Origin of the sequence: Pseudomonas fluorescens (assembly GCF_003732425.1) — a bacterium.
Taxonomy (GTDB): domain Bacteria; phylum Pseudomonadota; class Gammaproteobacteria; order Pseudomonadales; family Pseudomonadaceae; genus Aquipseudomonas; species Aquipseudomonas fluorescens_BE.
The window spans coordinates 482,968-509,449 of record NZ_MOBX01000016.1 but is presented as its reverse complement, the minus strand read 5'-3'; the positions used below and the strand labels follow the sequence as shown (position 1 = coordinate 509,449).

Sequence of the window (26,482 nt, the reverse complement as noted above, 5' to 3'; positions counted from 1 at the left end):
GAAACCTCACGCATTTCCTTTAAACTCCCCACCCCCCAAGGAATGCGCTCAGGACACGGAATGCCAGCCCCCTCGACCTCGCTTCGCCCTGCGTTAGTGCTCTGGCTATACGCCGCCGCAATCGTGCACATACTCGCCGGACTCACCCTGACCTGGGCCGGTCACTCCGGTTTACTCGACGGCTATCTGCACACCCTCGAACTCGCATTCTGGGGCACCGACGCAGTACCCGCCGCCGGCCACGAACAACAAGTCTGGTGGCTCGCGCTGTTCGGCGCGACGCTGCAAAGTTATTCGCTGTACATGCTCGCGCTGGTGCACTTGGGCAATCGCTTGAAAAACCCGGCAGCGTGGGTCTGGTTGATCGCCGGCATCCTGTTATGGGCGCCGCAGGACATGTGGCTTTCAGCGCAACAACAGGTCTGGTCGCACCTGTGGCTCGACGGTTTTGCGTTGCTGGTTTTACTGCCACCGTTGTTTTGGCTGTATCGGCATGACCGCCGAAAATCCCCTTCAATAAAGACTCCGAGCCAATCCAACCCGTTTGCCGGCAGCGCTTTCAAGCGCGTGCTGATCACCGGCGGCACCGGGTTTATCGGTGAAGCCTTGGCCAATCAATTACTCGACGCGGGCCACTCGGTCAGCGTACTGACGCGCGATCCGTTGAGCGCGGCCAATCTATTCAACGGCCGCGTCCGCTGCGTGCATTCGCTCAGCGAACTCAGTCATGACGAAGCCTTCGACGTAGTGATCAATCTCGCCGGCGCGCCCGTCGCCGGCCCACGCTGGACTCCCAAGCGTCAGGCGCAACTACTCGCCAGCCGAGTCGGCACCACCGAAGCACTGATGACCTGGCTGAAGAACACCAAGCACAAACCAACGCTGTGGATTCAAGCCTCGGCCATCGGCTTCTACGGCGTACGCGATGCCAGCGAAAGCCTCGACGAACGCGCCAGCAAGGGCGACGGTTTCATGGCCGAACTCTGCGCGCGTTGGGAAGCCGCCGCGCAACCGGCCACCCAGTTTGGCGTGCGTCAGGTGGTGCTGCGTCTCGGCGTGGTCTTCGGTCCGGGTGGTGCGTTGTCGCCATTGCTGCTGCCGTTCCGCCTGGGTTTCGGAGGGCGTATGGGCGACGGTCGGCAGATCATGAGCTGGGTGCATCGCGACGATGTGCTTCAGGTGATCGCGCGGGCTTTCAACGACGACACTCTGCGCGGCACCTACAACATGGTCGCGCCCGAGACGGTCAGTCAGGCAGCGTTCGCCGAGCAGGCCGGCAAGGTCCTCAAGCGTCCGGTGTGGTTGCACATTCCCGCCGCGCCAGTGCGTGCAATGGCGGGGGAGATGGCTCAGCTGTTTTTCGACGGTCAGCGCGTGGTGCCCCAGCGTTTGACCGAGGCCGGCTACACATTCCGCTATCCAACCCTCGACACCGCTCTGCGCGATCTGACCTGAGGATCGTCCATGAGCAAGCCCTTGATGTATCTGCTGGCCGGCAACGGCAGCGCCACCGATTGGTGGGATGACGTGCTGCCGCACTTCCAGCGCTACGACGTGGTGCCGCTGGAGTTGCCGGGCTTCGGCGCCAATCCGCTGCCACCTTGCGAGGATCTGGCGGACTACGCGCAGACCTTGTTGGCGATGACGCAGAAGGGCAGCGCGATCATGGCAGTCGGGGTCAATGCATTGCTGGTGCTACATGCGTTGCAACGTCGGCCCGGGCACTTTTCCCGCAGTGTTTTGTTGGCGCCGGTCGGGGCGTTTCTCTGGCAGCGGCGGTTACCGGCACTGATGTCGCCGCTGCCGATCCGCAAGACCATTCACTGGCTACTGTCGAACAAACCCACGCTGTTCGCGCGCAAGTTCTCCAACCAGACCTGGACGCCCGCGCAGTACCAGCGCATGGGCGCCGGCTATGCGCGCTGCCGTGCGTTCGTGCCGCATTGGGATCTGATTCGCGCCGACACCGCGTTGCCGCTGCTGGAGTGGATCAGCGATCCGGTCGAGCTGGTTTGGGGCGATCAGGACGCCGTACTCGGCATCGAGCAAGCGGCGGCATGGTCGGCGATTCTTGCCCGCGCCGATCTGATCATCAGCCTCAAACCCGGTTGGGGTCATTACCCGTGGATCGACTCGCCCGCCGAATTCGCGCAGTGGCTGGAGTCGGGCGAGCGCGGGTTTGTCGCGCACACCAAGGGCGGGCGTTTGCGCTTGGCTGAACTGGCGCGGCAACCGGTGCCGACAGCGCTGACGCTCAACGATTGCGCTGATCCGCGTCTGCCCGCGTTTCTCGCCGCCCAACCCGACGTGACCTGGGCGGTGCGCTCCTCCAGTTATGGCGAGGATCAGGCCGACTCGGCGAATGCCGGTTTGAGCACCACCTATCTGCGCGAGCCGACCGCCAATGTGCCGAAACGCATCGCCGAATTGACTGCTGAAGGCGTCGAGGAAGTGGTGGTGCAGCGCTTCATCACCCCGGTAGTGTCCGGGATTGCCTTCGTGCGCCATCTTTCGGTAGAACTCGAATGGGTTGAAGGCCATCTCGAATCGCTCGCCGACGGTCATGTCAGCCCCTCGCGGGCAACGCTTTCGCGGCTCGGCGATGCGTGGCGCAGCGGCACGTTCACGCCGTCCCACGGCTTGACCGAAGAGCGGCTATGGCAATTTCTGCAAGACGTGTTGCGCGTGTTCCACTACGTGCCCGGCGACGTCGAATGGGCCTGGGACGGTGCGCAACTGTGGCTGCTGCAATACCGGCCGATCAGCGATTACGGCTGGCGCCGGCACCTCACCGCCGCGAACATCGCCGAGATCTTGCCACCGCAACCGAGCGTTTTTGTCGAGTACGCTCAGCGCCGCGCGGCAGCGAGTATTCCGGCGATCATGGCGCGGTGGGATGCGCGAGTGTTGCAGGACAACGAGCCGTTCACTGCCGTGTTCGGCGGCGCTTCCTACATCAACAATGATCTGTTTCTTGCCCGGCTGGCCGACTGGGGCATCAGCGCCGATAACTACGCCGGTGAAGTCGGTGGCGCGACTCCGCATCTGCCGTGGCAACCGCTCAAAATGCTGCGTTCGTTGCCGCTGTTTTTGCGTATGCAACGCAAGGCTCGCGCGCATTTGCTGAACCTTGAAAATGGTTTGCAGCGCTTCGATCAGGAGCTCACCGAACTCGTCGCCCAAGCTGCCGATGGTCAGCAATTGGCGGACTGGTTCACCCGGTTTTACGTGTTCGTGGTGCAAGGCAATCTGTGCATCGCCACGGCGCTGGCCAGTAGTGGCGGCGACTGGCTTGGGCGCCCGCCAACCGCTTACGACAATCTTGAAAACAGTCCGCATCGATTGCCTTGGGAAACCGATCCGGCCACCCCTCGACCCGCGTCGAGCGAACTGCCGCTACAGCCATTCCCGCAATGGCCAAATCTGATCCGCCTCGCGCATTCGAGCGGTCTGCCGGGCCTGCGCGGCTACTACCTGCAAGTACGCGAGTGGTATCGCGACAACCTGATGCGCATCTTCTTCCGCCTGCACCACGCCATGCCGCTGGCGGATCGCGAACATTGGTTTGCACCGCACCCCGATGTGCGCACCCGCGATGGCAGCTTTTGGCAGGACGGTCGCGAAGGTGCTGAGCAGGCCACCGGGTTCATGATTTATCCGGGGCAGGTGCAAGGCATCCTCGGCGCCGACATCCTGCTCGAAGACACCCTCGATCCGGGGCGGCACGCGCATTACCAAACCGCGCGGGCGGTGATTGCGCGGATGGGCGGACGCTTGTCGCATGGCTCGACTCTGTTGCGTGAGTTGCGCAAGCCGTCGGCAGTGATACCGCAGGTGGATCCGGCGTGGGTGGGGTGTGAGGTGGTGTATCGGGATGGGTATTTGGAATTGATCAATTCGAAGGATGCGAAGTGAAACGACTGTTGTTGATTTGTTTGGCCTGGTTGCCGATGGTGAGCATGGCGACGGATCTGTGCAATTCGGAGACCGATACGAAGAATTTTCTCTCGCAATGGGTGGAAAGACCCGATTACGTCCTGGACATACATTCAAGTTTTCAAACTGATGGATTCAGTCTGGAGGAGGGCAAGGTGGTGTATCGCGGCGATCTCAACGGCGACGGACAGGAGGACTTCATTTTTACCTCCTACTCAAGCCGTGGTTCAGCGGGTGACTCGACCTTCGCCTTCCTTATCCAGTGCCACGGTTACTTGAAGCATGTCGGCGGCGATTACTTCGCCGAGGTCAAGGTACTGGACGGACCGCCCAAGAACGGCGGCGATGTAAAAGACATCGAGATCTACTCCTACATCCGCGATAAGCGCGACCAGATCCGCTACAAGGGCAAAGAGGCCATGACCCGGCCCCATCTGTGGCAATTCAATCCGCAGACACAGCTTTATGAAGGGCAGTCTGAGTAAGTCGACGGTCCCCACTGCATTTACGGAGTTACTACGTGAAAGGATTTTCGGTTCTTCTCGGCAGCTTGATATTGGCTGCCGCGTCCATGGCATTCGCTGCCGATCCAGCCTTCAAGGATTACACCGTCACGCCAGTTTTCACCGGCCCTAACCATAAGCTGGTGCCGCAAGAAAACAGCAGCCCAATGATGGATCAGGCACGGGTGCTAGCCCTGAAAGGCAAGGTCAACTTCGCCGGCCATTACATCCTGCACAGGCTCGGCTGTGGCGGCAGCGCCATTTGCGGCGAAGTGCTGGACGCTCAGACTGGGGAAGTCGTTGGCGGTCTGCCGAATGCTTACGACGGCAACACGTTCGGCATGGTTTACCAGCCCGAGAGCCGCTTGATTATCGTGTCCGGCATCACGCTCGACGGTGAAGAGGACGCCCAAGGGAACGCTTTGGAAAGCGGTAACCGGGATCGTTACTACGAGTTTGTGAACAATGAGTTTCGGCTGCTAAGCATGACCGACGTGGAATCGTCGCCGATGGATGAGGAGTGAGTGGATGAGCCGTCTTCTCGCGGGCAGTCTTTCGCTGCTGCTCTCTCTGCCAGCTCTCGCCGCGCCTTCGGACGCCTTTACCCAGCGCGATGTCATGCAGTGCGGCGGTGTTGAAGTGGTGTTGGTGTCGTCCTGCCGATCGGTGACGGTGGATGGTGCGCAAACCCACGTCATCCCGGTTTGCTCCGACCAGACCATCAACATCGGTAGTAAGGTGCTTCGACGCGATATCAGCAAAGTTTCACAACTCACTTCCGACGGTGCGAAGACGAAAATGTTGAGCAATGTTGTTGTGGCGATGGATTGCGTGGAAGGCACCAAGGGCAGTCTTGTTTCGATAGGCGGATATGGCGGTTGTGGTGCCTGCGCGGAGTGGCATGGGTATTACTCGACAGCAGGGCGATTGGAGCAATACAGCTTCGATAATAACCAACGCTCTTTTGGCTCGAAGGGATCTCGGGAAGAGTTGATCAAGGCCTATGGTGTTACGAAGAGACAGTTAATGTCAGAAAGCCCGGCGGTGAAGAGGATCGTCTATGGTCAGCCTTAAGTGGGTAGTGATGATCAGCTGCCTTTTTGCCGCCACAAGCGCTCTTGCCGAGGACCCGCCCATAGTCGGTATCGACGGACACACCGTGACGTTTCGAGCGACCAAATGGACGATGCCCGGTGTGGAATCACTGACCGCATGGTTCACCGCCAACGGCAAAACCTTCCCGGTCTTCAGCGCCGACGTTGGCGCCGATGGACACTCCGATTGGCTCAGCCCTGACAAGAAAACCTTGTTGCTCGACCCGGTGGTCTTCGGCATGTTGTCGGATGAGAATCAAGAAGAAAAACTGGTGTCGCAACAGCATTGCGATGTGATTTCGATGGAGACCGGTTGCGTGCTGGCTGAGCGCTCTCCTCGGTTTTGTCTAGGCAAATGGGTTGGTAATCAGTGGTTTTCGGAAGATGGCGAAGTCCTCACGCCCATCCTGGAAACGCAGTCCCCAAAGGACTGGTTGAAATATATCTCGACGATTAAAACTGCGCAGGCCCGGGCTGACTCCATCGAAGGCAGCCTGGACTTTTTAAGCCCCGAATCCTACATGGCATGTCATCCCCCGACGCAAAATGTTCAGGCTTACAATGACCTCGGTTTCTACTTGGCCGAGGGCGGCAACGATGAGTTGGCGCTGAAGTTTTATCGAGGCGTTGAAGCTGTCGGCAAACGCACAGTGCTGATGCTGAACATGGCTGATTCGCTGTGGCGACTTGATCGGCAAGAAGAAGCGCAGCGTTATTATCGCGAGTACCGCGACGCAATGAGCGCCGCCGGTAAAGCGCAGAAGATTCCGCAACGCGTCGTTGAGCGATCTGAAATTCAGGGACTGAAACAGTGAATATGTTCTTCCGCTTTATCGTGTTGAGCCTTGGGCTGCTAACCACTTCATACGCACTCGCTGCCCCACAAGTCCTGAAGGAAATTCCGGCTAGCTTGCTGGGTGATGCATCACGGCAAAAGGTGTTTGTGCTGGCGGGCGATGCGGACGAAGTTTCTAACCGATTGTTGATTGCGCCGGTACAGACACGTGATGAGGACATCTTGCTCGATACGTCGAAGGCGCTGCCTCTGATCAAGAGTCAATACTCGTCTGCGCTTCAGGGTGTCTTCAGCGTCCATGTACTCAAAGGTCGCCCAGGCGTCATGACTGTCATTGATCCGCAGGCTGAAGAAGCTGTGGTCAAGCAGCCGTTCGTTGAGGCTGGGGATTACATCGCGCTGGTAACCAGCGAAGAAGATAACGCGGTTTACAACTTCAACCTGTTGTTCGCCTTCAATAGAGGTTCAAAGCAGTTTGAGCTGAAAGCTCTACTGGAAGTGGCGAATAACGACTCCTGTGACCGGTCGCTTGTTAGCGTAGTGGAGTTGCCGGTGCAGACATTAGGCCCCATCACTCTCGCTGCTTTCGATGGGCGTGAAGCGCTGCAGAAGCTGCAGGTTGCTCGTACTGGCAGTATTGAAGGCGTGAGAAAGAAATTGATGACCGTCGATTCGGCTGATTTGCTGAATATGGCGCTGGCAGCCTACCGAAAGGGTGATGAATTTTCCTTCAAGGATACGATGAGCTACTCGTTGATGGGCGGTGGCTCGCATGACACTTGTCCCCCGGATAGCTATATCGTCGCAAAGTACTACTACCAGCAGCGTCCAGGTTGGTCCAACGACCTCGGGTTTCTACTGGGCGAGGCGGGTTATTACGCTGAGTCCATTGAACTGTTGAATGCGGTAATTGCACACAACCCAGAGCGGACGGTGGCTTACCTGAATCTCGCAGATAGCTATTGGGCTATGAACGATAAAGAGCGAGCGGTGCCGGCGTACAAGCAATATGCATCGCGTATGTCGGAAGCGGGAAAGGCTTCGAAGATCCCGGCGAGGGTGGTTGAGCGCAGTGTTGGCGGATCCGGATCATGATCAAACTCAAGACGTTCTTTGAGCTGATCGCGGGTGTTTTTTTGGCTGCTTCGCTAGTTCCAGCGCATGCGCAGGAAGCCTGCAATCCTGACAGCTTTACCAATCGCGATTTGATCATCTGCGGTCAGCAGACTTTCGAGAAAGTCGATGCAGCCTTGAATGAGCAATATAAGAAAGCGCTGGTCAGTTTAGCGCCTGCGGAAAAGATGCAACTCAAAGACGTGCAGAAGAATTGGGTGCGCTTCAAAGAAGGGTTTTGCGAGGAGATCTATCAAGGCACGTTCCCGGGTGCTGAAGCGCCGATTGATAGGCTTGGGTGTCTGGTGCAAACAACCAACGCACGTTTGGGAGAGTTGATTGCTCTGCAAACCGGGTTACCGCTGGACGGTTTTTACAAAGCCGCCACGGCCATGGCTGGGCAGGACCGGGAAAAAGGTCTGGCGACTTCGATGGAGCGATTGGGCGGAGCAGCCTTCGACGATCCGCTTTGGAAACAATACGCTGATGGGCACTGCGAAATGGTTGGCCGGTTGTTTCGTGAAGACTTCGCGTATTGCATTGTTCGTATGCGTTTTCAGTTGCCTATGAATCGTTGATGCAATGATTGGTTTAAAAGCGTTTCCTGCGTTTTGTTTACCTGTCCGCTGACAGAAAAGGACTCAATATTCCCTTGTAGTTGACTTGTTATTGGGGGCGTCGCGCCTCTAATATCCGGTCAAATCGCGATACCCGCAGGGTTTCCATGAAAAAGTCCAAACATGAACCAAAGCCTATGATGGCTGCCCGGTTCCAGGCTGAAGCTCGTGAGGTTTTGGCCAAACGTTCCGGTAAGCGCAGCCGCTTTCTGGATGTTGCACTGTCCAAAGGCATTGATTTTGAGCCTGTCGGTCGCCTGGCCGGCTGAAGGTTTCGGATTCTCAAAAAAGCTGCCGTGATTGGCAGTTTTTTTGTGCCTGGATTTTTACAGGCAGTTGCAAAAAGGGGACTTGGCGTCCCCTTTTTTTCATCCGCAAATCTCGCTACGGCTTGGCTGCCACGCTTCGCACTTCAATCTGGTCGAGCGTCCCTTCCACCATCAGTCGCACACCGTCCGCCATTCTGCTCAGGGCAAGGGCCACCGAGCGGCGGGAGCCGTGGAGGTCGTCGGCGAGGTCGCAGGCGATGACGCTGATGGACAGGAGGTCTTCGGAGGCGTTGGCCATGAGGGCTTCGGCGTCGGTGCCGGGGGAGAGTTTGAAGAGGCCGCTCTCACGTTTGGGATGTGGTTCGACGGCTGGTTTGAAATGGTGGTCGAGGGCGCGCTCGGCGGCTTCGTGGAATTTCTTTGATTCCAGGGTTTCGTAGGGCGAAACGTCTGGGTTTTCGGGGGGATTGGGTGTTGGTTTGATCATAGGTATTTTCCGAGTTATGGAGCCAACACCGTTTCGCTTGCTTCGAAAGGGTGGCAGCTGTGTATAGGTGTGCAAGACCGGACTCGGAAACCGGCAGACCCGAAGGCCTCCCATACACAGCCGCCATAACAGTTCGCGAGCATAAGAAAACGCTCGGTGAATAGCTATAACCGATGTGCACCGATACCGGACTTGCACGTCCGAGTCACCGATTTTGCGGCGACCCACAGAGCCTATCGATAGCCAGCCAACTCGCCTAGTTCATGGACAGCCCCGCACTTTGCAGGAAATTTCCCATAAATTCGCGGGCCGGAAGATCAAAAGATCGCAGGCTTCGCCAGCTCCTACAGGGATGTGTTTCAACAGGTGTAGGAAAGGTGAATGGGAGCGTCTCGGGATGCATTCCCACGCGGAGCATGGGAACGATCAGTGCAGGTGTAGGACGTTGCTTACGGAATCGTGACTTGGCGGTCATCGTGCGGGAAATGGTCTGCATCATCCTCCAATAGAGTCAGATACTGGCGTTATCGTCCGAATCCCTTACACTGCCCCGGCCGTTCATTTTCCTTTTGAGGCTGTGCGCATGAAATTTCGTTTTCTTCTGTGGATGATGGGTTTGTTGATGGGTAAGGCCAGCCGGACAAATCCTGCGTTCCAGCAGCAGTTGGGTGACAAGGATCTGGTGTTTCAGCTGCAGACGCTGGATGGGAAAGTGGCGCGGCATTTCGTGGTCAAGGATCAGCGCATCACCAGCAAGTCTGGCGTGGTGGCTGAGCCGGCGTTTGCGATTGCGTTTAAAGATGCCGGTTATGGCTTTGCCACGATGCAGGCGAAGAACAAGCAGTTGGCGTTTATGCAGGGGATTCAGGACAAGTCGATTCAGCTGAAGGGTAATCCGGCGCTGGTGATGTGGTTTCAGGGGTTGATGAAGTATTTGAAGCCGAGGAAGGCTAAGCCTAAGGTTTGAGCCGAGTCTTGATGAGAAGAGCTTTTGTGGCGAGGGAGCTTGCTCCCGCTGGGCTGCGGAGCGGCCCCAAATCCTGAAAGCCGAGTTTTGCCTGACACACCCTGCCGGCTGGTTTTGCGACTGCTGCGCAGTCGAGCGGGAGCAAGCTCCCTCGCCACAGGGGTTGCGATGAGTCAGTTGGACCGAGGTGGATTCTTCGCGAGCAGGCTCGCTCCCACAGGGGATTGTGTAAATCCTGGGGGAGCGGGCCTGTTTGCGTTTAGGCCTGACTGAACTGCGAGGCCAGTTCGCGCAGCAGCACTTCAGCCTCAAGCACTTTGCTGACCACGTCGTTAGCCTTGTCGCGCGTCAAACCAACACGTTCGAGCAGGGCGTCGGGGATGTCTTCATCCGGCCCCGAACCGATGCCACGGCTACGCAGCAGGCGTACGGCCAGGCAGACGAGGTTCGGGTACTCGGCGTAGGCGCCGTCGTAGCTTGGGTCGTGCTGGAAGCGCAGGGCGGTGGCCAGTTCGTCGGGCATGTCCCAGTAGCGCATTAGCCACGAGCCAATCTGTTCACGGCTGATACCGAGCAGGTGTTGCTCGATGTAGCTGTGGCACAGGTGCGGGTTGACCTCCAGGTGACGGCAGATCAGCGAGAAGTGCGGCGGGAACACGTGGGCCAGCAACAGGTAACCGAAGTTGTGCAGCAGACCGGCCAAGTAAGTCAGGCCTGCTTCCGGGCGCTGGGCGCGCGGCATGGCGCGGGTCAGGCCTTCGATGACGGCGGCGGTGTAGATCGACTGCTGCCAGTACGGCGTGGTTTGTTGCGGATGATCTTTCGGCAGGCTCAGGGTCTTGCCGAGGGCCAGGCCCAGCGCGAGGTTGATCACCAGATCGAAACCGAGCACGCGGACGATCGCGTCTTCCACCGAACGAATCTTGCCCGGCGAGGCGTAGTACGGCGACGCCGCCCAGCTCACCACTTGCGCGGCCAGCGCCGGGTCGGTTTCAACCACGCCGGTGATGTCATCGATGGTGGCGTTGGGGTCGACGCGCAGCTTGATGATTTTTTGCGCGGTTTCGGCCAGCGGTGGAATCTCGATGGTTGCTTCCAGACGCTGCTGAATGCGCCGCGCGGTGAACGCCTGCACGGCCTGGGTGATTTCCTCGCGGTCATCGTCCGGGCGGTCGAGGTTCGGGCGGATGCTGCTCAGGGCTTCGCCGAAGTTGGCGGCGCTGGCCTTGGTCAGCATGGTCTTGAAGTCTTCGCTGGCGATTTCCAGCAGCAGGCCCGGCTCGCCGGAGTTGATCAGCAACTTCGGTTCGCGCAGCAGGCTTTCTTCGTAGAGGCACGGCGAACTGGTCAGCGCCGGCAGGCCCGGCAGCAGGCTCAGGCTGTGTTTGCCGAGCATCTTTTCCAGGCGCTCGGTGGAGACGGCGGTCAGGCGACGGCCCGTCAGTTCGGCGAGGCGATTGAGATCCAGCAACTGGCTCTGAGGAAACAGCACCATCAGCGCACCGACCGCGTCGTCCAGCAACACCGCCTGCACTTTGCGCGAAGCATTGAGGCCATGGTGGTCGAGCACTTCTTCGTAGGCAACGCCCAGCTTGTTGAGCAGCAGCCGAATAACAGACGGAGCGTGCGGAGATTCGGGGGCGAGAGCAGCTTCGGTCATGGTCTGTATCCGTTTTTGAAACAATTGCAGGAGTATAACCAGCTTGGTTGGAACGAGGGTTCAGAAACTGCGACGGTGCTCACACTTGGCCGTATTGCTGCCCATGGCGCAGCCAGCGGTCGAGCAATGGGCTGACATGAGTCGGCCAGCGTTCCAGCAGTGCTTGCGCGGCATCGCGTACGGCGGGCAATAAGTCGGCGTCGCGCATCAGGTCGGCGACCTTGAATTGCAGCAGGCCGGTCTGGCGGGTGCCGAGCATTTCCCCGGGGCCGCGCAGTTCGAGGTCTTTTTCGGCGATGACGAAGCCGTCGTTGGTCTCGCGCATGATGCCCAGGCGCTGACGACCGATCTGCGACAGCGGCGGATGGTAGAGCAGCACGCAATGGCTGGCGGCGCTGCCCCGGCCAACCCGGCCGCGCAATTGGTGCAGTTGCGCGAGGCCAAGACGCTCGGGGTTTTCGATGATCATCAGGCTGGCGTTGGGCACGTCGACGCCCACTTCGATCACCGTGGTAGCGACCAGCAGTTGCAGGTTGCCGGCCTTGAATTCGGCCATGACGGCGGCTTTCTCGACGGGTTTCATGCGCCCGTGAATCAGCCCGACTTTCAGTTCGCCGAGGGCGAGGGTGAGGTCTTCAAACGTGGTTTCGGCGGCCTGACAGGTCAGCTCTTCCGACTCTTCAATCAGCGTGCACACCCAATAGGCTTGACGCCCTTCGGCGCAAGCACTGCGCACCCGTTCGATGACTTCGACGCGGCGCGTGTCGGTGACCAGCACGGTGTTGACCGGCGTTCGACCCGGCGGTAGTTCATCGAGGATCGAAGTGTCGAGGTCGGCGTAGGCGCTCATCGCCAGCGTGCGTGGAATCGGCGTGGCAGTCATGATCAGTTGATGCGGGCACATGCGCCCGCCGACGCCTTTCTGCCGCAGCGCCAGACGCTGCTGCACGCCGAAGCGGTGCTGTTCGTCGATGATCACCAGCGCCAGATTCTTGAACTGCACTTCGTCCTGGAACAGCGCGTGAGTGCCGACCACCATCGGCGTGCCGCTGGCGATTTGTTCCAGCGCAGCGACGCGGTTCTTGCCCTTGAGCTTGCCGGCCAGCCACGCGACTTCAATGCCCAGCGGTTCGAGCCAGCGCTTGAAGGTGATGAAGTGTTGTTCCGCAAGGATCTCGGTCGGCGCCATCAGCGCGACCTGATAACCGGCCTCCAGTGCTTGCAATGCAGCGAGGGCGGCGACCACGGTTTTGCCTGCGCCGACGTCACCCTGAATCAGCCGCAACATCGGTTCGTGCTGGCTGAGGTCGTAGGCGATTTCGTTGCCGACGCGCTGTTGCGCGCCGGTCGGGTTGAAGCCGAGGTTGGCCAGATATTTCGGCGGCAATTTGGTTGCTTTCGGCATCGCTGGCGCGCGTAGCGAACGCATGCTTTCGCGCAGACGTTGTTGCGACAGTTGATGAGTCAGCAGTTCTTCGAAGGCCAGACGATGCTGGGCCCAGTGATGGCCGAGGGCGAGTTCGTCGACGTCGGCATCGGCGGGCGGGTTGTGCAGGTAGCGGATCGCATCGGCCAGTGGTGCCAGTTGATAGTCGCGCGCCAGTTCGGTCGGCAGCCAGTCGGGCAAGGTGTCTGGCTTGAGCAGGGTCAGCGTTTGCAGGCACAACTGACGCAGACGCGCCTGGGTCAGGCCTTCGGTGAGCGGGTAGACCGGGGTCAGGGTTTCATCCACTGGCGGCGGTTCGTCACCGGTGATGGCGCGGTATTCCGGGTGGTAGATTTCCAGGCCTGACGCGCCGGGCCGGGCTTCGCCGTAGCAGCGAACCCGCGTGCCGCGCTTAAGGCCTTCTTTCTGCGCATTGCTGAAATGGTAGAAGCGCAGGCTGAGGCCGCCGGTGCCGTCCTGCAGGCGCACGACGAGGCTGCGGCGGCGGCCCATGACCACATCGGCGCCGCTGACGGTGCCTTCGACCACGGCGTCTTGTCCCGGCCGAAGTGCGCCGATCGGCACCACGCGGGTGCGATCCTGATAACGCAGCGGCAGGTGAAACAGCACGTCCTGCAGATTCTCCAGACCGACCTTGGCCAATTTCTCGGCCATGGCTTCGCCGACACCCTTGAGTGCCGTCACCGACACTTGCGACAGCTCCGTCATGACGCTCGCTTAACCGGCTGTAACCGGTGCCGCTGGCTTGGCCACCGAACACAGGCGAATGGAGTCGGCGAGGATCTCGATGGCTTTCGGCCGTGGGAAACTCGCGCGCCAGGCAATGGCCACGGTGCGAAACGGCACCGGCGGCGACAGTGGTCGCACTTCGATCACGCCCGGGGCGTAGTGATGGCTGTCGACGGCCGACAACGGCAGGATCGAGATGCCCAGGCCAGAGGCAACCATGTGCCGAATGGTTTCCAGCGAGCTGGATTCGACCGTGGTGTGCTTGGCGCCGTCGTTGCCCTTGGTCAGGGTCGGGCACGCTTCCAGCACTTGATCGCGGAAGCAGTGGCCTTCGCCGAGTAGCAGCAGGCTCTTGTCGTTGAGCAGGCCGGCGTCGATGGTTTCTTTTTGCGTCCACGGGTGCTGGGCCGGCATCAAGACGTAGAAGGGCTCGTCGTAGAGCGGCAGGGTCAGCACGTCGGCTTCGTTGAACGGCAGGGCGATGATGATCGCGTCGAGCTCGCCGTTGCGCAGTTTGTCGCGCAGCACGTGGGTGAAGTTTTCTTCGATGTACAACGGCATCTGCGGGGCGACCCGGTGCAGTTGTGGAATCAGGTGCGGGAACAGATACGGGCCGACGGTATAGATCGCGCCGACTTTCAGCGGGGCAGTCAGCTGGTTCTTTCCGGCCTGGGCCAGTTCACGAATGCCTTGGGCTTGTTCCAGCACTTTCTGCGCCTGGGCGACGATGCCTTCGCCAACCGGGGTCAGGCGCACGGCGCTTTTGCTGCGCTCGAAAATCAGCACACCGAGTTCGTCTTCAAGTTTCTTCACGCCCACCGAAAGGGTCGGCTGGCTGACGTGGCAACGTTCGGCGGCGTGGCCGAAATGCTGCTCTTGGGCGAGGGTAACGATGTAGCGTAATTCTGTGAGGGTCATAGCAAGCGTCCATGAAGATGCGGGCCAAGCATACCGGCTGCAATCGATAGACGCACGTTATCAGACTGAGGGAGGCGTGCGACACCGGGCAATGTGGGTTTGCCGTGGATAGATATGCAAAAGGCACCTTTCGGTGCCTTTTTGGTGGGTTTCTTACGGCTGACGAAGAACCTTTGTAGGAGTGAGCCTGCTCGCGATAGCGGTGTGTCAGGCGATAAATGACTGACTGACACGGCCCCATCGCGAGCAGGCTCACTCCTACAGGTACTGCGGTGTTGCTTAGCGGCGGCGTTCGAGCGAGTACACAAACGGCGCAACAATTTCGATCGAGCCATTGGTCAACATGTCAGCCGGTGGCTTGGGCAGCGGTTGTGCGCGGCGGATCATTTCCAGGGTGGCCCGGTCCAGATCGGCGTTGCCGGAGCGGCCCACCAGTTCAAACGACAGCACATTACCTTCGGCATCTACCACGAAACGCAGTCGGTTCAAGCCTTCCTTGCCCCGTGCCTGAGCACTTTGCGGGTACTTTTTGTACTTGGCCAAATGCGCGAGCAGGGTGCCTTGCCAGCTGGCCTTGGCGGCCAATTGAGCCGGTGACGGACCCGGCGCAGGTGCAGCAGATTTCTCCGTCGGCGCTGGAGTCGGTGGCGTGTCGGCCGGTTTCTCCTCGGAAGGTTTTTCCTTCGGTGGATCAGGCAGCTTCTTCTCGACCGGCTTCGGCGGTTTAGGCTTTGGCTTCGGTTTGGGTTTCTGCACCGCGATTTCAGCTTTCGGGGCTTCGGCCAGCTTCGGAATCGGCAACTCTTCAACCGGAGCCGGTGGCTGCGGCGGTGTGACGACTTTCGGCGGAGCAGGCGGTGGCGGGGCCGGAACCGGGGCCAGCTCGACCATCATTGCCTGCGGCGGCAATTCGATGGGCGGGCGGGCGGTCCAGTTCAGCGCCAGCGCGATGGCTAGCGCATGAACGCCCAGCACCACGGCCAGGCTACCGCTGTAACGCGTCAGCTTATGGCGCGTGGTGATCATTTCTTGGCTGCCGTCTCAAGTCCGACCAGACCGACCTTCAGGTAACCGGCCGAGCGCAGTTTGTCCATCACGCTCATCAGGTCGCCGTAATCCACGCCTTTATCGGCCTGGAAGAAGATGGTGGTGTCTTTCTTGCCCTGGGTCTTGGCGTCGAGTACGGCGCCAAGGGTTTCGGCTTTGACTTCGTCGTCACCGATGTACAGGCGCTGGTCAGCCTTGACGCTGAGGAACACCGGTTTTTCTGGCCGCGGCGCCGGTTTGGCGGTCGAAGCAGGCAGGTCGACTTTGATATCCACAGTGGCCAATGGAGCGGCCACCATGAAGATGATCAACAACACCAGCATCACGTCGATGAACGGCGTGACGTTGATTTCGTGGTTCTCGGCCAGATCGTCGTCTGCGCCTTCTTTCAAATGCAGGCCCATGGCCGATTACCCCACTTTCACCATGTGCGGTTGCGAGCTGCGCTCAGGCTGGTGATCGAGGTCGCGACTGACCAGCAGCAGAACTTCTGCCGAGGCATCGGAAACCTGCGCTTTGTAACCGGCGATGGAGCGGGCGAAAACGTTGTAGATCACTACCGCAGGAATCGCCGCAACCAGACCCAGTGCGGTGGCCAGCAGTGCTTCGGCAATACCTGGCGCCACGACGGCGAGGTTGGTGGTCTGGGTTTTGGCGATACCGATGAAGGAGTTCATGATGCCCCACACGGTACCGAACAGGCCCACGAACGGCGCGGTGGAACCGATGGTGGCGAGGACGCCGGTGCCGCTGCTCATGTTGCGACCGCAGGCTGCCACCAGGCGCTCGAGACGGAAGCTGACGCGCTCCTTGATGCCTTCTTTCTCGCGGCTGTTGACCGACAGGCGCATTTCTTCGAGCGCGTCGTGCACCAGCAGGTTGGCGAGGGTGCCTTCCTTCGCCGCCGTGGTGCTGGCTTCTTTAAGGGTGGTGGCTTTCTTCAGGGCGGCGATTTCGCCACGCAGACGACGCTTGGCGCCCATCAGCTCGAAGCCTTTGGCAATCCAGATGGTCCAGGTGATGATGGACGCGATGGCCAGACCGATCATCACGATTTTCACGATGATGTCGGCGTTCTGGTACATGCCCCACGGCGACAGGTCGTGGGCCATGCCCAGGGAGTTGTCGGCTTCGAGGACTTCAGGGACGTCGGCAGCATCAACAGCCTGTACCGGATCGGTAGCGGCCGGGGCAGCCGGAGTGGCGGCAGGTGCGCTTTGCTCGGTGGCGGCCGGAGTGGCCGGTGCCTGGGCGTCGGCGAAAGCGGCGGTCGGTGCCAGCATCAGGCTGAGCAGCAAAGCCGCCACTGCGCTCCAGGCGCGAGGTCGATTGGTTGGCGAAGCGGGGATTTGATTGCGTGTCATGCTGGCCGGACCTGAGATAGAAAAACGGTGATGCTCTACCAGGCCTCGTAAGGCCGAGAACAAAAGTGGCGTGCATTATTGCAAGTAATTCTTGTTAACAAAAGTAATAGAGTATCTTTTTTTCCTTCATTGCTAGCCGTCCGTCCTTTGCCAGCGCTAGTCTGTGTCTTTCCGATAGGAGTTTTTTGATGTCCGCGCCTTCTGTTTTGATTGCCGGTTGTGGTGATGTCGGCAGTCGTCTGGCCAGGCAATTGCTGGCGGCTGGCTGGGAAGTTCATGGCTTGCGCCGGGATGTTTCGAAGCTGCCCGACGGGGTGATTGGCGTTGCCGGCGATCTGTTCAACGAAGAGTGCCCGGTGACCTGGCCGGTGGGTGCCGTGGACTATCTGGTGTATTGCGCCGCTGCCACCGATCACGATGAGGCCGGTTATCGTGCGGCTTATGTGCAGGGTTTGCAGAATGTCCTGAGCTGGCTGGAGGATTACGGGCAGGTGCCTGAGCGGCTGGTCTTCGTGTCCAGCAGCAGTGTGTATGGGCAGCAGGATGGTGCGTGGGTGGATGAGCAATCAGAAACCGTCGCTGCCGGTTATTCCGGGCGCTTGATGCTGGAGGCGGAGCAGGTGGCTCTAAACAGCGGCATCCCTGCGAGCATCCTGCGCCTGACCGGGATTTACGGCCCGGGCCGCGAATGGCTGCTGACCCAGGTACGTCGCGGTTATCGCGTGGCGGTGGAGCCGCCGCTGTATGGCAATCGGATTCATGCTGACGACGCGGCGGGATTACTGGCGTTTCTGTTGGAGAAGGATCGACAGGGCGTGAAGCTGGAGGATTTCTACATCGGCGTCGACGATGCACCGGCGCCCTTGGCCGAAGTGGTGGCCTGGTTGCGAGAGTATCTGGGCGTTACCGAATGGGCGGAAGACGCCAGCGTTCGGCGCACGGGCAGCAAGCGTTGCAGCAATGCCCGGGCTAAAGCGTTGGGCTGGATGCCGACTTACCCAAGCTACCGCGAAGGTTACGCGGCGATCCTCGAAGGTAAGTGCTGACTCCCAGGCACCCCCAATACAACTGTAGGAGTGAGCCTGCTCGCGATGAGGCCTTAACATTCAACACATATGCTGACTGTTAAATAGCTATCGCGAGCAGGCTCACTCCTACATTGGATCTGCGGTGCTTCCGAGTGTGCTTACTGCTTTTCGAGCAACCACTTGCGCTCGCCCGGCGTGTATTGCGGCATTTCATCCGCCAGTGCCGTGTTCACCGCCTGGAAGATCTCCAGCTCCTTGCCCTTGCGCGCAAAGATATAGGCGTTGCCCTGACCGTTTAGCTGCAACCACATGTTGTCGTTGGTGCTGCTCATCGACGCGCAATCGCCCGCCAGGCACAAGGCATAACGGTCGGCGCCGGGCAGGCCGGACACCTGGCCGTCAGCCTGGAACTGCACGGTGCCGCCTTCGCCCTGACCGCTGGCGATTGTCCAGTTACCGCCCATGTAGGCCGAATACAGCGCACGTTCGAAACTGGCACCGATCGGTGCACCTTCCGGCACAGGAATCTGGGCACGGTCGAAAACCTGCTCGGGTTCGTTCTCGCTGGCGGCTTGCTGCAGTTGCCCGCCGTCGCGTTTCAGCTCACTGGCGGAGCTGCCATAGAAGTCGACTTTCCAGGCGCCGGACTGTTCGCCCAGCAGCCGTCCTTCGACGTTCTCAAAACCGTTGGTGTAGCGGGCTTGACCGGCCTTGGTGTTGACGTCCCACTCAAGGTTCGGGCCGTAAGCCTGAAGCGCTTCGCGCAGGGGGCCGCCCTTGGCTGCGGCATCGATCGCCACCTGGTTGATCCAGGTGCCGCTGATGTCACGGTCGGCAGGGTTGCTGGCGCAGCCGCCGAGGAAAATGGCGAGCAGCGGGAGAGCTAGCGCTTTGCGCATGGTGGAATCCTTTCAAAACCTTTTCTTGCTGAGCAGTCGGCGCGGCGGTTGAAGGCCGCGCCGTGCGCATCACTCGATGACCAGAATGGCATCCATTTCAACCTGCGAACCCTTTGGCAGGGCAGCTACGCCGATGGCGGCGCGGGCCGGGTATGGCTGGTCGAAGTACTTGCCCATGATCTCGTTGACCTTGGCGAAGTGGCTCAAGTCGGTGAGGAAGATGTTCAGTTTGACGATGTCCTTGAACGAACCGCCGGCGGCTTCGGCCACGGCTTTGAGGTTCTCGAACACCTGTACGGTCTGGGCTTCGAAGCCTTCCACCAGTTCCATGGTTTTTGGGTCCAGCGGAATCTGGCCCGACATGTAAACGGTGTTGCCTGCCTTGATCGCCTGGGAGTAAGTACCGATGGCGGCCGGGGCCTTGTCGCTGGTGATTACGGTTTTGGTCATATATGACTCCTTGTAATAGGCAGGTTATGCACGCATGCGGGTGATGCGGATCACCCCGGTCAAGGCGCGCAGCTTCTTGATCACGCGGGCCAGGTGCACACGGTCGTGGACGCTGACCACCAACTGGACCACGCTGATGCGACCATCGCGTTCGTCCATGCTGATTTTCTCGATATTGCCGTCGGCCGCGTTGACGCTGCTGGCCAGCAGAGCGATCAGGCCGCGCTGGTGTTCCAGCTCGACGCGCAGTTCGACGTTGAATTCGCCGGTGACATCCTTGGCCCACGAGAGCTGGATGCATTTTTCCGGGTTGTGCCTGATTTCGCTGATATTGCGGCAGTTGTCGAGGTGCACGACCATGCCTTTGCCCGCCGACAGGTGCCCGACAATCGGGTCGCCCGGGATCGGTGTGCAGCACTTGGCGTAGCTGAGCACCAGACCTTCGGTGCCACGAATCGCCAACGGGCCTTCCGGGCTTGGCAACTGTTCGCCTTCGCCAAGCAGGCGGCGGGCGACCACATAGGCCATGCGGTTGCCCAGGCCAATGTCTTCGAGCAGGTCTTCGATCAGTTCGAGGCGATACTCGGTGAGCATGGCCTTGACGCGCTCGGCCGGGATTTTTTCCAGCGAGCTGTCGAAACCGTTGAGCACTTTGTTCAGCAGGCGTTCGCCAAGGCTGATGGATTCGGAGCGGCGTTGCAGTTTCAGCGCATGACGGATGTGCGTGCGTGCCTTGCCGGTGACCACGAAGTTGAGCCACGCCGGGTTTGGCCGCGCACCGGGAGCGCTGACGATCTCGACCGTGGAGCCGCTTTGCAACGGTTCGGACAGCGGCGCGAGACGCCGGTTGATCCGGCAGGCGATGCAGCTGTTGCCGACGTCGGTGTGCACCGCGTACGCGAAGTCGACCGCCGTGGAGCCTTTCGGCAGCTCCATGATCCGGCCTTTGGGCGTGAACACGTAGACCTCGTCCGGGAACAGGTCGATCTTCACGCTTTCAATGAATTCCAGCGAGTTGCCGGCACGTTGCTGCATTTCCAGCACGCCTTTGACCCACTGACGGGCGCGGGCATGGGTGCCTTTTGGTTGTTCGTCACCGCTGGATTTGTACAGCCAATGGGCGGCAATGCCGTTGTTGGCCATCTCTTCCATTTCACGGGTACGGATCTGGATCTCGATCGGTACGCCGTGCATGCCGAACAGCGTGGTGTGCAGCGACTGATAGCCGTTGGCTTTGGGAATCGCGATGTAATCCTTGAAGCGACCCGGCAACGGTTTGTACAAATTATGTACAGCGCCTAGCACGCGGTAGCAGGTATCGACCTTGTCGACGATGATCCGGAACGCGTAGACGTCCATGATCTCGTTGAAGGCCCGACGCTTGCCGCGCATTTTCTTGTAGATGCCGTAGAGATGTTTCTGACGACCGCTGACTTCACCCTGGATGCCGTCGATGGCGAGGCAATGGCCGAGGGATTCTTCGATCTTGTTGACGATTTCCTTGCGGTTGCCCCGGGCGCGCTTGACCGCCTGGTAGATCCGCGCGGAACGCATCGGGTGCATGGCCTTGAAGCCGAGGTCTTCGAATTCGATGCGGATCGCATGCATGCCCAGCCGGTTGGCGATGGGCGCGTAGATTTCGAGGGTTTCCTTGGCGATCCGGCGGCGTTTTTCCCCGGACAGTACTTCCAGCGTGCGCATGTTGTGCAGGCGGTCGGCGAGCTTGACCAGGATCACGCGGATGTCGCGCGCCATGGCCATGGCCATTTTCTGGAAGTTTTCCGCTTGGGCTTCGGCCTTGGTCTCGAAATTCATCTGGGTCAGTTTGCTGACCCCGTCGACCAGTTCGGCCACGGTTTCACCGAACTGCGCTTGCAGCGCTTCTTTGGCGATACCGGTGTCTTCGATCACGTCATGCAGCATCGCGGCCATCAGGCTCTGATGGTCCATGTGCATGTCGGCAAGAATATTCGCCACGGCAAGAGGATGCGTGACGTACGCCTCACCGCTGCGGCGGCGTTGGCCGTCGTGGGCTTGTTCGGCGTAGAAATACGCTCGGCGGACCAGGTTGACCTGGTCGTTGCCGAGGTAGGTCGATAAGCGATCGGCGAGGGCGTCTATGCTCGGCATGATAAATCCTGCCGCAAGCTGTGATCCCGCGCCGTGCTACGTCGACCAGGCATAGGCTTAGACGGCCTCGTTGGACTCGTCCTCGAACGCTGCGAACAGCGGCTCATCCTGGACGATTTCCTGCTCGGCGATGTACTCGTAGCTCATCAGGCCTTCAGCGATTTCACGCAGCGCTACAACGGTAGGCTTGTCGTTTTCCCACTGAACCAGTGGCTCTTTGCCGCCGGTGGCCAGTTGACGGGCACGCTTGGTAGAGAGCATGACCAGCTCAAAGCGGTTTTCCACGTGTTCTAGGCAGTCTTCAACGGTTACGCGGGCCATGGTATTCCTCGGAGCGAATGCAATATGCGCGCTGCCCGGTTGGGCGAGCGGACTCAACAGTTTAAAAAATCACCAGCGATTAGGGAAGCGCTGATTTTTTGACCAAGCCCTTCAACGCGCTGCAAGCACCAATGTAAAGCGCTTGCAGCTGTTTTGGGAAGTGCTGATTAACCGAGCAATTCGGCCAGCAATTTGCCGAAACGTACCTGCTGGCGTTTCTGTTGGAGTTGATTGGCGCGAAAAATCGCCTTCAGATCGTCCAGTGCGTGAGCAAAATCGTCGTTGATGATCAGGTAGTCGTACTCGACATAGTGACTCATCTCGCTGACCGCTTCGCGCATCCGCCCGTCAATGATCTCGTCGCTGTCCTGGCCGCGGTTGGTCAGGCGCTGGTGCAGGGCCTGAAGCGACGGCGGCAGGATAAAGACCGAGCGTGCCTGCGGCATCAGCTTGCGCACTTGCTCGGCGCCCTGCCAATCGATTTCCAGAATCAGGTCGTGACCTTCGTCCAGCGTCTGCTGCAGGCGGCTTTGCGAGGTGCCATAGAAGTTGCCGAAGACTTCGGCGCGTTCGAGGAAGTCGCCATGCTCGCCCATCTTCACGAACTCTTCGCGGGTCACGAAGTGATAGTTCACGCCGTCCACTTCACCTGGACGCATGGCGCGGGTGGTGTGGGAAACCGAAACGCGAATTTCCGGAATGGCGTCGGTCAACGCCTTGACCAGACTGCTCTTGCCCGCGCCCGATGGGGCGGAAATGATGTACAGGGTGCCGGTGCTGTGGGTCATGTCGGGATAGCCTTACTCAATATTCTGCACTTGTTCACGCATCTGCTCGATCAACACCTTGAGGTTGACGGCGGCTTGGGTGCTGCGCGGGTCGAAGGCCTTGGAGCCCAGTGTGTTGGCTTCGCGGTTGAGTTCCTGCATCAGGAAATCCAGGCGGCGACCGGCCGCTCCACCGGATTTGAGCACCCGGCGCACTTCGATGATGTGGGTGCTCAGGCGATCCAGTTCTTCGGCCACATCGCTCTTTTGCGCGAGGATGACCATTTCCTGTTCCAGGCGCTGCGGATCCAGCTCGGCCTTCATGTCGGCGAAGCGGTCGAGAACTTTCTGGCGCTGGGTGGCCAGCATCTGCGGCACCAGTTCGCGCAGGGTCACAACGTCTTCTTCAATGGATGTCAGGCGTTCGTTGATCAGGCGAGCCAGCTCCGCGCCTTCGCGCTCGCGGCCGGCCTTCAACTCTTTCAAACCTTGATTGAACAGAGCCAGTGCGTCGGCACTCAGCGCCTGCGGGTCGGTCGCATCGCCCACCAGTACGCCGGGCCAGGCCAGTACTTCAAGTGGATTGAGTGCGGCAGGGTTCTTGATCAGGCCGGCAACGGTCTCCGCCGCAGCGACCAGTTGCGCGGCGCGTTCGCGATCGACTTGCAGGGTTTTGCCGGTGCTTTCTTCGGTGAATCGCAGGGTGCATTCGAGTTTGCCCCGCGACAGGCCCTGACGCAGTGCTTCACGCACCGCGCCTTCGAGGTCGCGAAACGACTCAGGCAAACGCAGGTGGGGTTCAAGGTAGCGGCTGTTGACCGAGCGCAGCTCCCAGCTCAGGGTGCCCTGTGCGCCGGCTTTTTCGACGCGGGCGAAGGCGGTCATGCTGTGCACCATGGCGGTGACCTCGCAATGCAGATCGGCGCAGCAGGGATGTTCCGCAGGCTCGATATCAATGAATTTAAGCCGACTGGCAGCAAAGGCGCAGGATTGTAGCGCAGTGCGGCGAATGCGCCCAAACACACGGTGTGACAAAGGGCTGCAGCCCGTCGGTAATGGGTGTTTCAGGTCCTTCGATCGTCGGTCGGTATTTTTAACGAGTGCCCAGGCGCGGTGCAGCGCTCTATAATGCTCGGCAGTTTTCCGTCCCCAGTACAGGTATTCCCTATGAAACGTCCAAGTGGTCGCGCTGCCGATCAGCTCCGCTCGATCCGCATTACCCGCAACTACACCAAACACGCCGAGGGATCCGTACTGGTCGAATTCGGTGATACCAAAGTCATCTGCACCGTCAGCGTCGAAAACGGCGTGCCGCGCTTCCTCAAAGGCCAGGGCCAAGGTTGGTTGACCGCCGAATACGGCATGCTGCCGCGCGCCACCGGCGAGCGTAACCAGCGTGAAGCCAGCCGTGGCAAGCAGGGCGGTCGCACCCTGGAAATCCAGCGTCTGATCGGCCGCTCCCTGCGCGCTGCGCTGGACATGTCCAAGCTGGGCGACGTTACCCTGTACGTCGACTGCGACGTGATCCAGGCTGACGGCGGCACCCGCACTGCTTCGATCACCGGCGCCATGGTTGCCCTGGTTGATGCGCTGAAAGTGATCAAGAAACGTGGCGGCCTGAAGGGCGGCGACCCGCTCAAGCAAATGATCGGTGCGGTATCGGTCGGCATGTATCAGGGCGAGGCTGTGCTGGATCTGGACTATCTTGAAGATTCCGCTGCCGAGACTGACCTCAACGTGGTGATGACCAGCACCGGTGGTTTCATCGAAGTGCAGGGCACCGCCGAAGGCGCGCCATTCCAGCCTGAAGACTTGAACGCCATGCTGGAACTGGCCAAACAAGGCATGAACGAAATCTTCGAACTGCAAAAGGCTGCACTGGCCGACTGAGCAGGTTTTTAACCGCAAGGAGGACGCGATGAGTGACGAGCAAGAGCTGCTGCCCAAGCCGAGCCAGGAGGTTCGCCAATGGGCGATGTTTTGTCACTTGTCCGCCTTGCTGGGGATATGGATTCCGTTCGGCAATCTGATCGGACCCTTGATTCTGTGGCAGATGAAGCGCGACACGGACCCGTTCATTGATGCTCAGGGCAAAGAAGCGCTGAATTTTCAGATTACCGTGGCGATTGCTGCGGCTATCTGCTTTCTGCTGATGTTGCTGATTATTGGCTTCTTCCTGCTGGGCCTGCTGGCCATTGGGGCGCTGATATTGACGATCATCGCGGGGGTGAAAGCCAATGAAGGGTTCCCTTATCGTTATCCATTCACCTGGCGGCTGATCAAATAACGATCAATTCGAAGCCTCCGGAATTCGCAAGGTTTTAATACAAATGCCCTGACTTGTCGGGGCATTTGGGTTTTTGCAACTCGACTAATTACTCTTTCGTGTAGGACTAGTTCTACCTGCGACAAGCGGTAGTAGATATTTTATATGTGCATTGAACTCCTACACTTTTAGTCACAACTGTAGTGCTTTAGTGCGATCTCAGTCCTTGGCAATAAGACTTGGCGATTGTTAAGGTTACTCCGTACAACGTTGTTTCAGAAATATCTCGATATATTCAAGCCATCGAAGGTTCTTGAATTCCAAATCAATCAGTGTTGAGACAATCAGCCGATTCTGTGGGCGTGCGCGGGTAAAAGTGCGCCTGATGAATATACAGCCAAGAATAATCCCAATGATTCAGCTCGATTTTTATGGAACGCTCGTGGCCGCCTCTCTGGTGCTTTTACTGGGGCGCGGACTTACTGCACGAGTCGGATTTCTGCGTAATTACAATATTCCTGAACCCGTCGCCGGTGGCTTGGTGGTTGCTCTGGTTTTATTGATGCTGCGTACTTTTGATATAGAAATCAGATTCGATACTTCACTGCAAACGCCTTTGATGTTGGCATTCTTTGCCACTATCGGTTTGAGCGCAGACTTTGCCAGCCTGATGAAGGGTGGTCGCGTAGTCGGCATTTTTCTCCTGGCGGTTACCGGGCTTCTGGTGGTTCAGAACGCCTTGGGCATTGGTCTGGCCAAAACGCTGGGACTTGATCCGTTGATGGGCCTGCTGACGGGCTCGATCACGTTGGCAGGTGGTCACGGTACGGGGGCGGCGTGGGGTGCGGTGTTCAGTGAAAAGTACGGTCTGGCTTCGGCCTCCGAGCTTGCGATTGCCTCCGCAACATTCGGCCTGGTGCTGGGTGGCTTGATTGGTGGGCCGGTGGCTCGTCTGCTCATCAAGCATGTGCAGGTGCCGGGTTGCCAGCCTCAGGAAACGCCTCGGTTGCCAAAGGGCTTCGAACAGCCGAACAAAGAGCGCTCGATTACCCCCTTTTCGTTCATCGAGACGCTGGCTCTGATCGCTGTCAGTTTATTGGCCGGCAACGTTCTCAATGGCCTGCTTCATGGAACCGCCTTCGAGTTGCCGACGTTTGTCTGCGTTTTGTTCGTAGGTGTGGTGCTACGTAATGGGCTATCGGCGTTGGGCCTGTATCAGGTATTCGAGCGTGAAGTGTCGGTGCTGGGCAATGTCAGCCTGTCGCTGTTTCTGGCGATTGCCTTGATGTCGCTCAAGCTGTGGGATCTCGCCGCTCTGGCATTGCCGATCTTCATCATCCTGGCTGCGCAGGCTTTGGTGATGGCGCTGTTTGCGATTTTCGTGACGTTCCGAATGATGGGCCGCAATTACGATGCGGCGGTATTGGCGGCGGGGCACTGCGGGTTTGGTCTGGGCGCGACGCCAACGGCTATCGCCAACATGCAGGCGGTGACGCAGCGCTACGGGCCTTCGCAGATTGCGTTTCTCGTTGTGCCCATGGTGGGGGCGTTCTTTATCGACATCATTAACGTCATCGTGATCAAGCTGTACTTGGCCCTACCGTTTTTTGCCGCTGTTTGATCATAGCGTCGCGAGCGACGAGCGTTAGCCCGCTTTCCCTGGTCTGACGCATA

General features: G+C 59.3%; 27 protein-coding genes. 14 read left to right on the top strand and 13 right to left on the bottom strand.

The genetic code is table 11. The annotated features are described in order from the left end of the window. The first annotated feature begins 60 nt into the window (after positions 1 to 60). From BK670_RS28070 to BK670_RS29720, 9 genes are all read left to right on the top strand, one after another. Positions 61 to 1,455, top strand: a complete 1,395-nt coding sequence (locus tag BK670_RS28070; RefSeq protein WP_123454676.1) for a TIGR01777 family oxidoreductase — start codon at positions 61 to 63, stop codon at positions 1,453 to 1,455. A 9-nt stretch (positions 1,456 to 1,464) separates the two neighbouring features. Further along, positions 1,465 to 3,915 (top strand): alpha/beta fold hydrolase, encoded by a 2,451-nt coding sequence (locus BK670_RS28065; protein WP_123454674.1) that lies wholly within the window; start codon positions 1,465 to 1,467, stop codon positions 3,913 to 3,915. Beyond that, the gene (locus BK670_RS28060) at positions 3,912 to 4,421 is read left to right on the top strand and encodes a hypothetical protein (protein ID WP_259697599.1); all 510 of its coding nucleotides are present in this window, start codon (positions 3,912 to 3,914) and stop codon (positions 4,419 to 4,421) included. The genes BK670_RS28065 and BK670_RS28060 overlap by 4 nt, the downstream gene beginning before the upstream one ends. An 86-nt stretch (positions 4,422 to 4,507) precedes the next feature. Next, on the top strand, positions 4,508 to 4,963 hold the full coding sequence (locus BK670_RS28055) for a hypothetical protein (RefSeq protein WP_123455138.1): 456 nt from the start codon (positions 4,508 to 4,510) through the stop codon (positions 4,961 to 4,963). Between the two features lie 4 nt (positions 4,964 to 4,967). Further along, positions 4,968 to 5,513, top strand: coding sequence for a hypothetical protein (locus BK670_RS28050; RefSeq protein ID WP_123454672.1), 546 nt, complete (start codon positions 4,968 to 4,970; stop codon positions 5,511 to 5,513). Then, positions 5,500 to 6,348 (top strand): tetratricopeptide repeat protein, encoded by an 849-nt coding sequence (locus BK670_RS28045; RefSeq protein WP_123454670.1) that lies wholly within the window; start codon positions 5,500 to 5,502, stop codon positions 6,346 to 6,348. Before BK670_RS28050 ends, BK670_RS28045 begins: the two co-directional genes overlap by 14 nt. A 2-nt stretch (positions 6,349 to 6,350) precedes the next feature. After that, complete coding sequence (locus BK670_RS28040) at positions 6,351 to 7,424, top strand: tetratricopeptide repeat protein (RefSeq protein WP_123454667.1); 1,074 nt, start codon at positions 6,351 to 6,353, stop codon at positions 7,422 to 7,424. After that, positions 7,421 to 8,020, top strand: coding sequence for a lysozyme inhibitor LprI family protein (locus BK670_RS28035; protein ID WP_123454665.1), 600 nt, complete (start codon positions 7,421 to 7,423; stop codon positions 8,018 to 8,020). The genes BK670_RS28040 and BK670_RS28035 overlap by 4 nt, the downstream gene beginning before the upstream one ends. 146 nt (positions 8,021 to 8,166) lie before the next feature. Next, positions 8,167 to 8,328 (top strand): hypothetical protein, encoded by a 162-nt coding sequence (locus tag BK670_RS29720; protein ID WP_185036836.1) that lies wholly within the window; start codon positions 8,167 to 8,169, stop codon positions 8,326 to 8,328. A 115-nt stretch (positions 8,329 to 8,443) separates the two neighbouring features. Here BK670_RS29720 and BK670_RS28030 read toward each other — a convergent pair whose 3' ends face one another. Further along, positions 8,444 to 8,815, bottom strand: coding sequence for a DUF6124 family protein (locus BK670_RS28030; RefSeq protein ID WP_123455136.1), 372 nt, complete (start codon positions 8,813 to 8,815; stop codon positions 8,444 to 8,446). 583 nt (positions 8,816 to 9,398) lie between these two features. Between BK670_RS28030 and BK670_RS28025 the strand changes: the two genes are divergently transcribed. Continuing rightward, the gene (locus BK670_RS28025; protein ID WP_123454663.1) at positions 9,399 to 9,782 is read left to right on the top strand and encodes a helicase; all 384 of its coding nucleotides are present in this window, start codon (positions 9,399 to 9,401) and stop codon (positions 9,780 to 9,782) included. Positions 9,783 to 10,041: 259 nt separating this feature from the next. On the opposite strand, the gene BK670_RS28020 is transcribed toward BK670_RS28025, so the two are convergent. From BK670_RS28020 to exbB, 6 genes are all read right to left on the bottom strand, one after another. Beyond that, positions 10,042 to 11,442, bottom strand: a complete 1,401-nt coding sequence (locus BK670_RS28020; RefSeq protein ID WP_123454661.1) for an aminoacyl-tRNA deacylase and HDOD domain-containing protein — start codon at positions 11,440 to 11,442, stop codon at positions 10,042 to 10,044. Between the two features lie 79 nt (positions 11,443 to 11,521). After that, the gene (recG, locus tag BK670_RS28015) at positions 11,522 to 13,597 is read right to left on the bottom strand and encodes an ATP-dependent DNA helicase RecG (RefSeq protein ID WP_123454659.1); all 2,076 of its coding nucleotides are present in this window, start codon (positions 13,595 to 13,597) and stop codon (positions 11,522 to 11,524) included. 9 nt (positions 13,598 to 13,606) lie between these two features. Next, the gene (locus BK670_RS28010; protein ID WP_007920331.1) at positions 13,607 to 14,536 is read right to left on the bottom strand and encodes a hydrogen peroxide-inducible genes activator; all 930 of its coding nucleotides are present in this window, start codon (positions 14,534 to 14,536) and stop codon (positions 13,607 to 13,609) included. A 279-nt stretch (positions 14,537 to 14,815) separates the two neighbouring features. Continuing rightward, a complete protein-coding gene (locus tag BK670_RS28005; protein WP_093429658.1) occupies positions 14,816 to 15,562 on the bottom strand; it encodes an energy transducer TonB family protein in 747 nt (248 codons plus the stop codon). Continuing rightward, positions 15,559 to 15,987: a TonB system transport protein ExbD gene (exbD, locus tag BK670_RS28000; RefSeq protein ID WP_007920333.1), complete on the bottom strand. Its 429-nt coding sequence runs from the start codon at positions 15,985 to 15,987 to the stop codon at positions 15,559 to 15,561. Before exbD ends, BK670_RS28005 begins: the two co-directional genes overlap by 4 nt. A 6-nt stretch (positions 15,988 to 15,993) precedes the next feature. Beyond that, positions 15,994 to 16,947 (bottom strand): tonB-system energizer ExbB, encoded by a 954-nt coding sequence (gene exbB, locus BK670_RS27995; RefSeq protein WP_123454657.1) that lies wholly within the window; start codon positions 16,945 to 16,947, stop codon positions 15,994 to 15,996. 188 nt (positions 16,948 to 17,135) lie between these two features. On the opposite strand from exbB, the gene BK670_RS27990 reads away from it, so the two are divergent. Next, positions 17,136 to 17,993, top strand: coding sequence for an SDR family oxidoreductase (locus tag BK670_RS27990; protein ID WP_123454655.1), 858 nt, complete (start codon positions 17,136 to 17,138; stop codon positions 17,991 to 17,993). A gap of 140 nt (positions 17,994 to 18,133) precedes the next feature. Here BK670_RS27990 and BK670_RS27985 read toward each other — a convergent pair whose 3' ends face one another. The 6 genes from BK670_RS27985 to BK670_RS27960 all read right to left on the bottom strand — a co-directional run bounded on the left by BK670_RS27985 (position 18,134) and on the right by BK670_RS27960 (position 23,439). Then, positions 18,134 to 18,874 carry a putative periplasmic lipoprotein gene (locus tag BK670_RS27985; protein ID WP_123454653.1) on the bottom strand — a complete coding sequence of 247 codons (741 nt, stop codon included), beginning with the start codon at positions 18,872 to 18,874 and terminating at the stop codon, positions 18,134 to 18,136. Positions 18,875 to 18,943: 69 nt separating this feature from the next. After that, positions 18,944 to 19,324: a RidA family protein gene (locus BK670_RS27980; protein WP_003229509.1), complete on the bottom strand. Its 381-nt coding sequence runs from the start codon at positions 19,322 to 19,324 to the stop codon at positions 18,944 to 18,946. A gap of 24 nt (positions 19,325 to 19,348) precedes the next feature. Then, positions 19,349 to 21,454 (bottom strand): bifunctional GTP diphosphokinase/guanosine-3',5'-bis pyrophosphate 3'-pyrophosphohydrolase, encoded by a 2,106-nt coding sequence (gene spoT / locus BK670_RS27975; RefSeq protein ID WP_007920338.1) that lies wholly within the window; start codon positions 21,452 to 21,454, stop codon positions 19,349 to 19,351. A gap of 57 nt (positions 21,455 to 21,511) precedes the next feature. Next, positions 21,512 to 21,775, bottom strand: coding sequence for a DNA-directed RNA polymerase subunit omega (gene rpoZ, locus BK670_RS27970; protein ID WP_123454651.1), 264 nt, complete (start codon positions 21,773 to 21,775; stop codon positions 21,512 to 21,514). A gap of 167 nt (positions 21,776 to 21,942) precedes the next feature. After that, positions 21,943 to 22,563 (bottom strand): guanylate kinase, encoded by a 621-nt coding sequence (gmk, locus tag BK670_RS27965; RefSeq protein WP_123454649.1) that lies wholly within the window; start codon positions 22,561 to 22,563, stop codon positions 21,943 to 21,945. 12 nt (positions 22,564 to 22,575) lie between these two features. Then, positions 22,576 to 23,439, bottom strand: coding sequence for a YicC/YloC family endoribonuclease (locus tag BK670_RS27960; RefSeq protein WP_123454647.1), 864 nt, complete (start codon positions 23,437 to 23,439; stop codon positions 22,576 to 22,578). A 270-nt stretch (positions 23,440 to 23,709) separates the two neighbouring features. Between BK670_RS27960 and rph the strand changes: the two genes are divergently transcribed. The 3 genes from rph to gltS all read left to right on the top strand — a co-directional run bounded on the left by rph (position 23,710) and on the right by gltS (position 26,429). Then, positions 23,710 to 24,432, top strand: coding sequence for a ribonuclease PH (gene rph, locus BK670_RS27955; RefSeq protein WP_016985814.1), 723 nt, complete (start codon positions 23,710 to 23,712; stop codon positions 24,430 to 24,432). A gap of 28 nt (positions 24,433 to 24,460) precedes the next feature. Beyond that, entirely contained in the window at positions 24,461 to 24,829 is a 369-nt protein-coding gene (locus BK670_RS27950) for a DUF4870 domain-containing protein (RefSeq protein WP_123454645.1), read from the top strand. 391 nt (positions 24,830 to 25,220) lie between these two features. Then, complete coding sequence (gltS, locus tag BK670_RS27945) at positions 25,221 to 26,429, top strand: sodium/glutamate symporter (protein ID WP_123454643.1); 1,209 nt, start codon at positions 25,221 to 25,223, stop codon at positions 26,427 to 26,429. Positions 26,430 to 26,482: the final 53 nt, after the last annotated feature.

Bases quoted from the DNA above. Each gene is read 5' to 3' on its own strand.
- BK670_RS27985 (WP_123454653.1), bottom strand. From the start codon at position 18,874: ATGCGCAAAGCGCTAGCTCTCCCGCTGCTCGCCATTTTCCTCGGCGGC.
- BK670_RS28045 (WP_123454670.1), top strand. From the start codon at position 5,500: ATGGTCAGCCTTAAGTGGGTAGTGATGATCAGCTGCCTTTTTGCCGCC.
- spoT (WP_007920338.1), bottom strand. From the start codon at position 21,454: ATGCCGAGCATAGACGCCCTCGCCGATCGCTTATCGACCTACCTCGGC.
- gltS (WP_123454643.1), top strand. From the start codon at position 25,221: ATGATTCAGCTCGATTTTTATGGAACGCTCGTGGCCGCCTCTCTGGTG.
- BK670_RS28030 (WP_123455136.1), bottom strand. From the start codon at position 8,815: ATGATCAAACCAACACCCAATCCCCCCGAAAACCCAGACGTTTCGCCC.
- BK670_RS29720 (WP_185036836.1), top strand. From the start codon at position 8,167: ATGAAAAAGTCCAAACATGAACCAAAGCCTATGATGGCTGCCCGGTTC.
- BK670_RS27960 (WP_123454647.1), bottom strand. From the start codon at position 23,439: ATGGTGCACAGCATGACCGCCTTCGCCCGCGTCGAAAAAGCCGGCGCA.
- BK670_RS28065 (WP_123454674.1), top strand. From the start codon at position 1,465: ATGAGCAAGCCCTTGATGTATCTGCTGGCCGGCAACGGCAGCGCCACC.
- BK670_RS28020 (WP_123454661.1), bottom strand. From the start codon at position 11,442: ATGACCGAAGCTGCTCTCGCCCCCGAATCTCCGCACGCTCCGTCTGTT.
- BK670_RS28025 (WP_123454663.1), top strand. From the start codon at position 9,399: ATGAAATTTCGTTTTCTTCTGTGGATGATGGGTTTGTTGATGGGTAAG.
- exbD (WP_007920333.1), bottom strand. From the start codon at position 15,987: ATGGGCCTGCATTTGAAAGAAGGCGCAGACGACGATCTGGCCGAGAAC.
- BK670_RS27990 (WP_123454655.1), top strand. From the start codon at position 17,136: ATGTCCGCGCCTTCTGTTTTGATTGCCGGTTGTGGTGATGTCGGCAGT.
- BK670_RS27950 (WP_123454645.1), top strand. From the start codon at position 24,461: ATGAGTGACGAGCAAGAGCTGCTGCCCAAGCCGAGCCAGGAGGTTCGC.
- BK670_RS28010 (WP_007920331.1), bottom strand. From the start codon at position 14,536: ATGACCCTCACAGAATTACGCTACATCGTTACCCTCGCCCAAGAGCAG.
- BK670_RS28050 (WP_123454672.1), top strand. From the start codon at position 4,968: ATGAGCCGTCTTCTCGCGGGCAGTCTTTCGCTGCTGCTCTCTCTGCCA.
- BK670_RS28055 (WP_123455138.1), top strand. From the start codon at position 4,508: ATGGCATTCGCTGCCGATCCAGCCTTCAAGGATTACACCGTCACGCCA.
- recG (WP_123454659.1), bottom strand. From the start codon at position 13,597: ATGACGGAGCTGTCGCAAGTGTCGGTGACGGCACTCAAGGGTGTCGGC.
- rpoZ (WP_123454651.1), bottom strand. From the start codon at position 21,775: ATGGCCCGCGTAACCGTTGAAGACTGCCTAGAACACGTGGAAAACCGC.
- BK670_RS28035 (WP_123454665.1), top strand. From the start codon at position 7,421: ATGATCAAACTCAAGACGTTCTTTGAGCTGATCGCGGGTGTTTTTTTG.
- BK670_RS27980 (WP_003229509.1), bottom strand. From the start codon at position 19,324: ATGACCAAAACCGTAATCACCAGCGACAAGGCCCCGGCCGCCATCGGT.
- exbB (WP_123454657.1), bottom strand. From the start codon at position 16,947: ATGACACGCAATCAAATCCCCGCTTCGCCAACCAATCGACCTCGCGCC.
- BK670_RS28070 (WP_123454676.1), top strand. From the start codon at position 61: ATGCCAGCCCCCTCGACCTCGCTTCGCCCTGCGTTAGTGCTCTGGCTA.
- BK670_RS28005 (WP_093429658.1), bottom strand. From the start codon at position 15,562: ATGATCACCACGCGCCATAAGCTGACGCGTTACAGCGGTAGCCTGGCC.
- rph (WP_016985814.1), top strand. From the start codon at position 23,710: ATGAAACGTCCAAGTGGTCGCGCTGCCGATCAGCTCCGCTCGATCCGC.
- gmk (WP_123454649.1), bottom strand. From the start codon at position 22,563: ATGACCCACAGCACCGGCACCCTGTACATCATTTCCGCCCCATCGGGC.
- BK670_RS28040 (WP_123454667.1), top strand. From the start codon at position 6,351: ATGTTCTTCCGCTTTATCGTGTTGAGCCTTGGGCTGCTAACCACTTCA.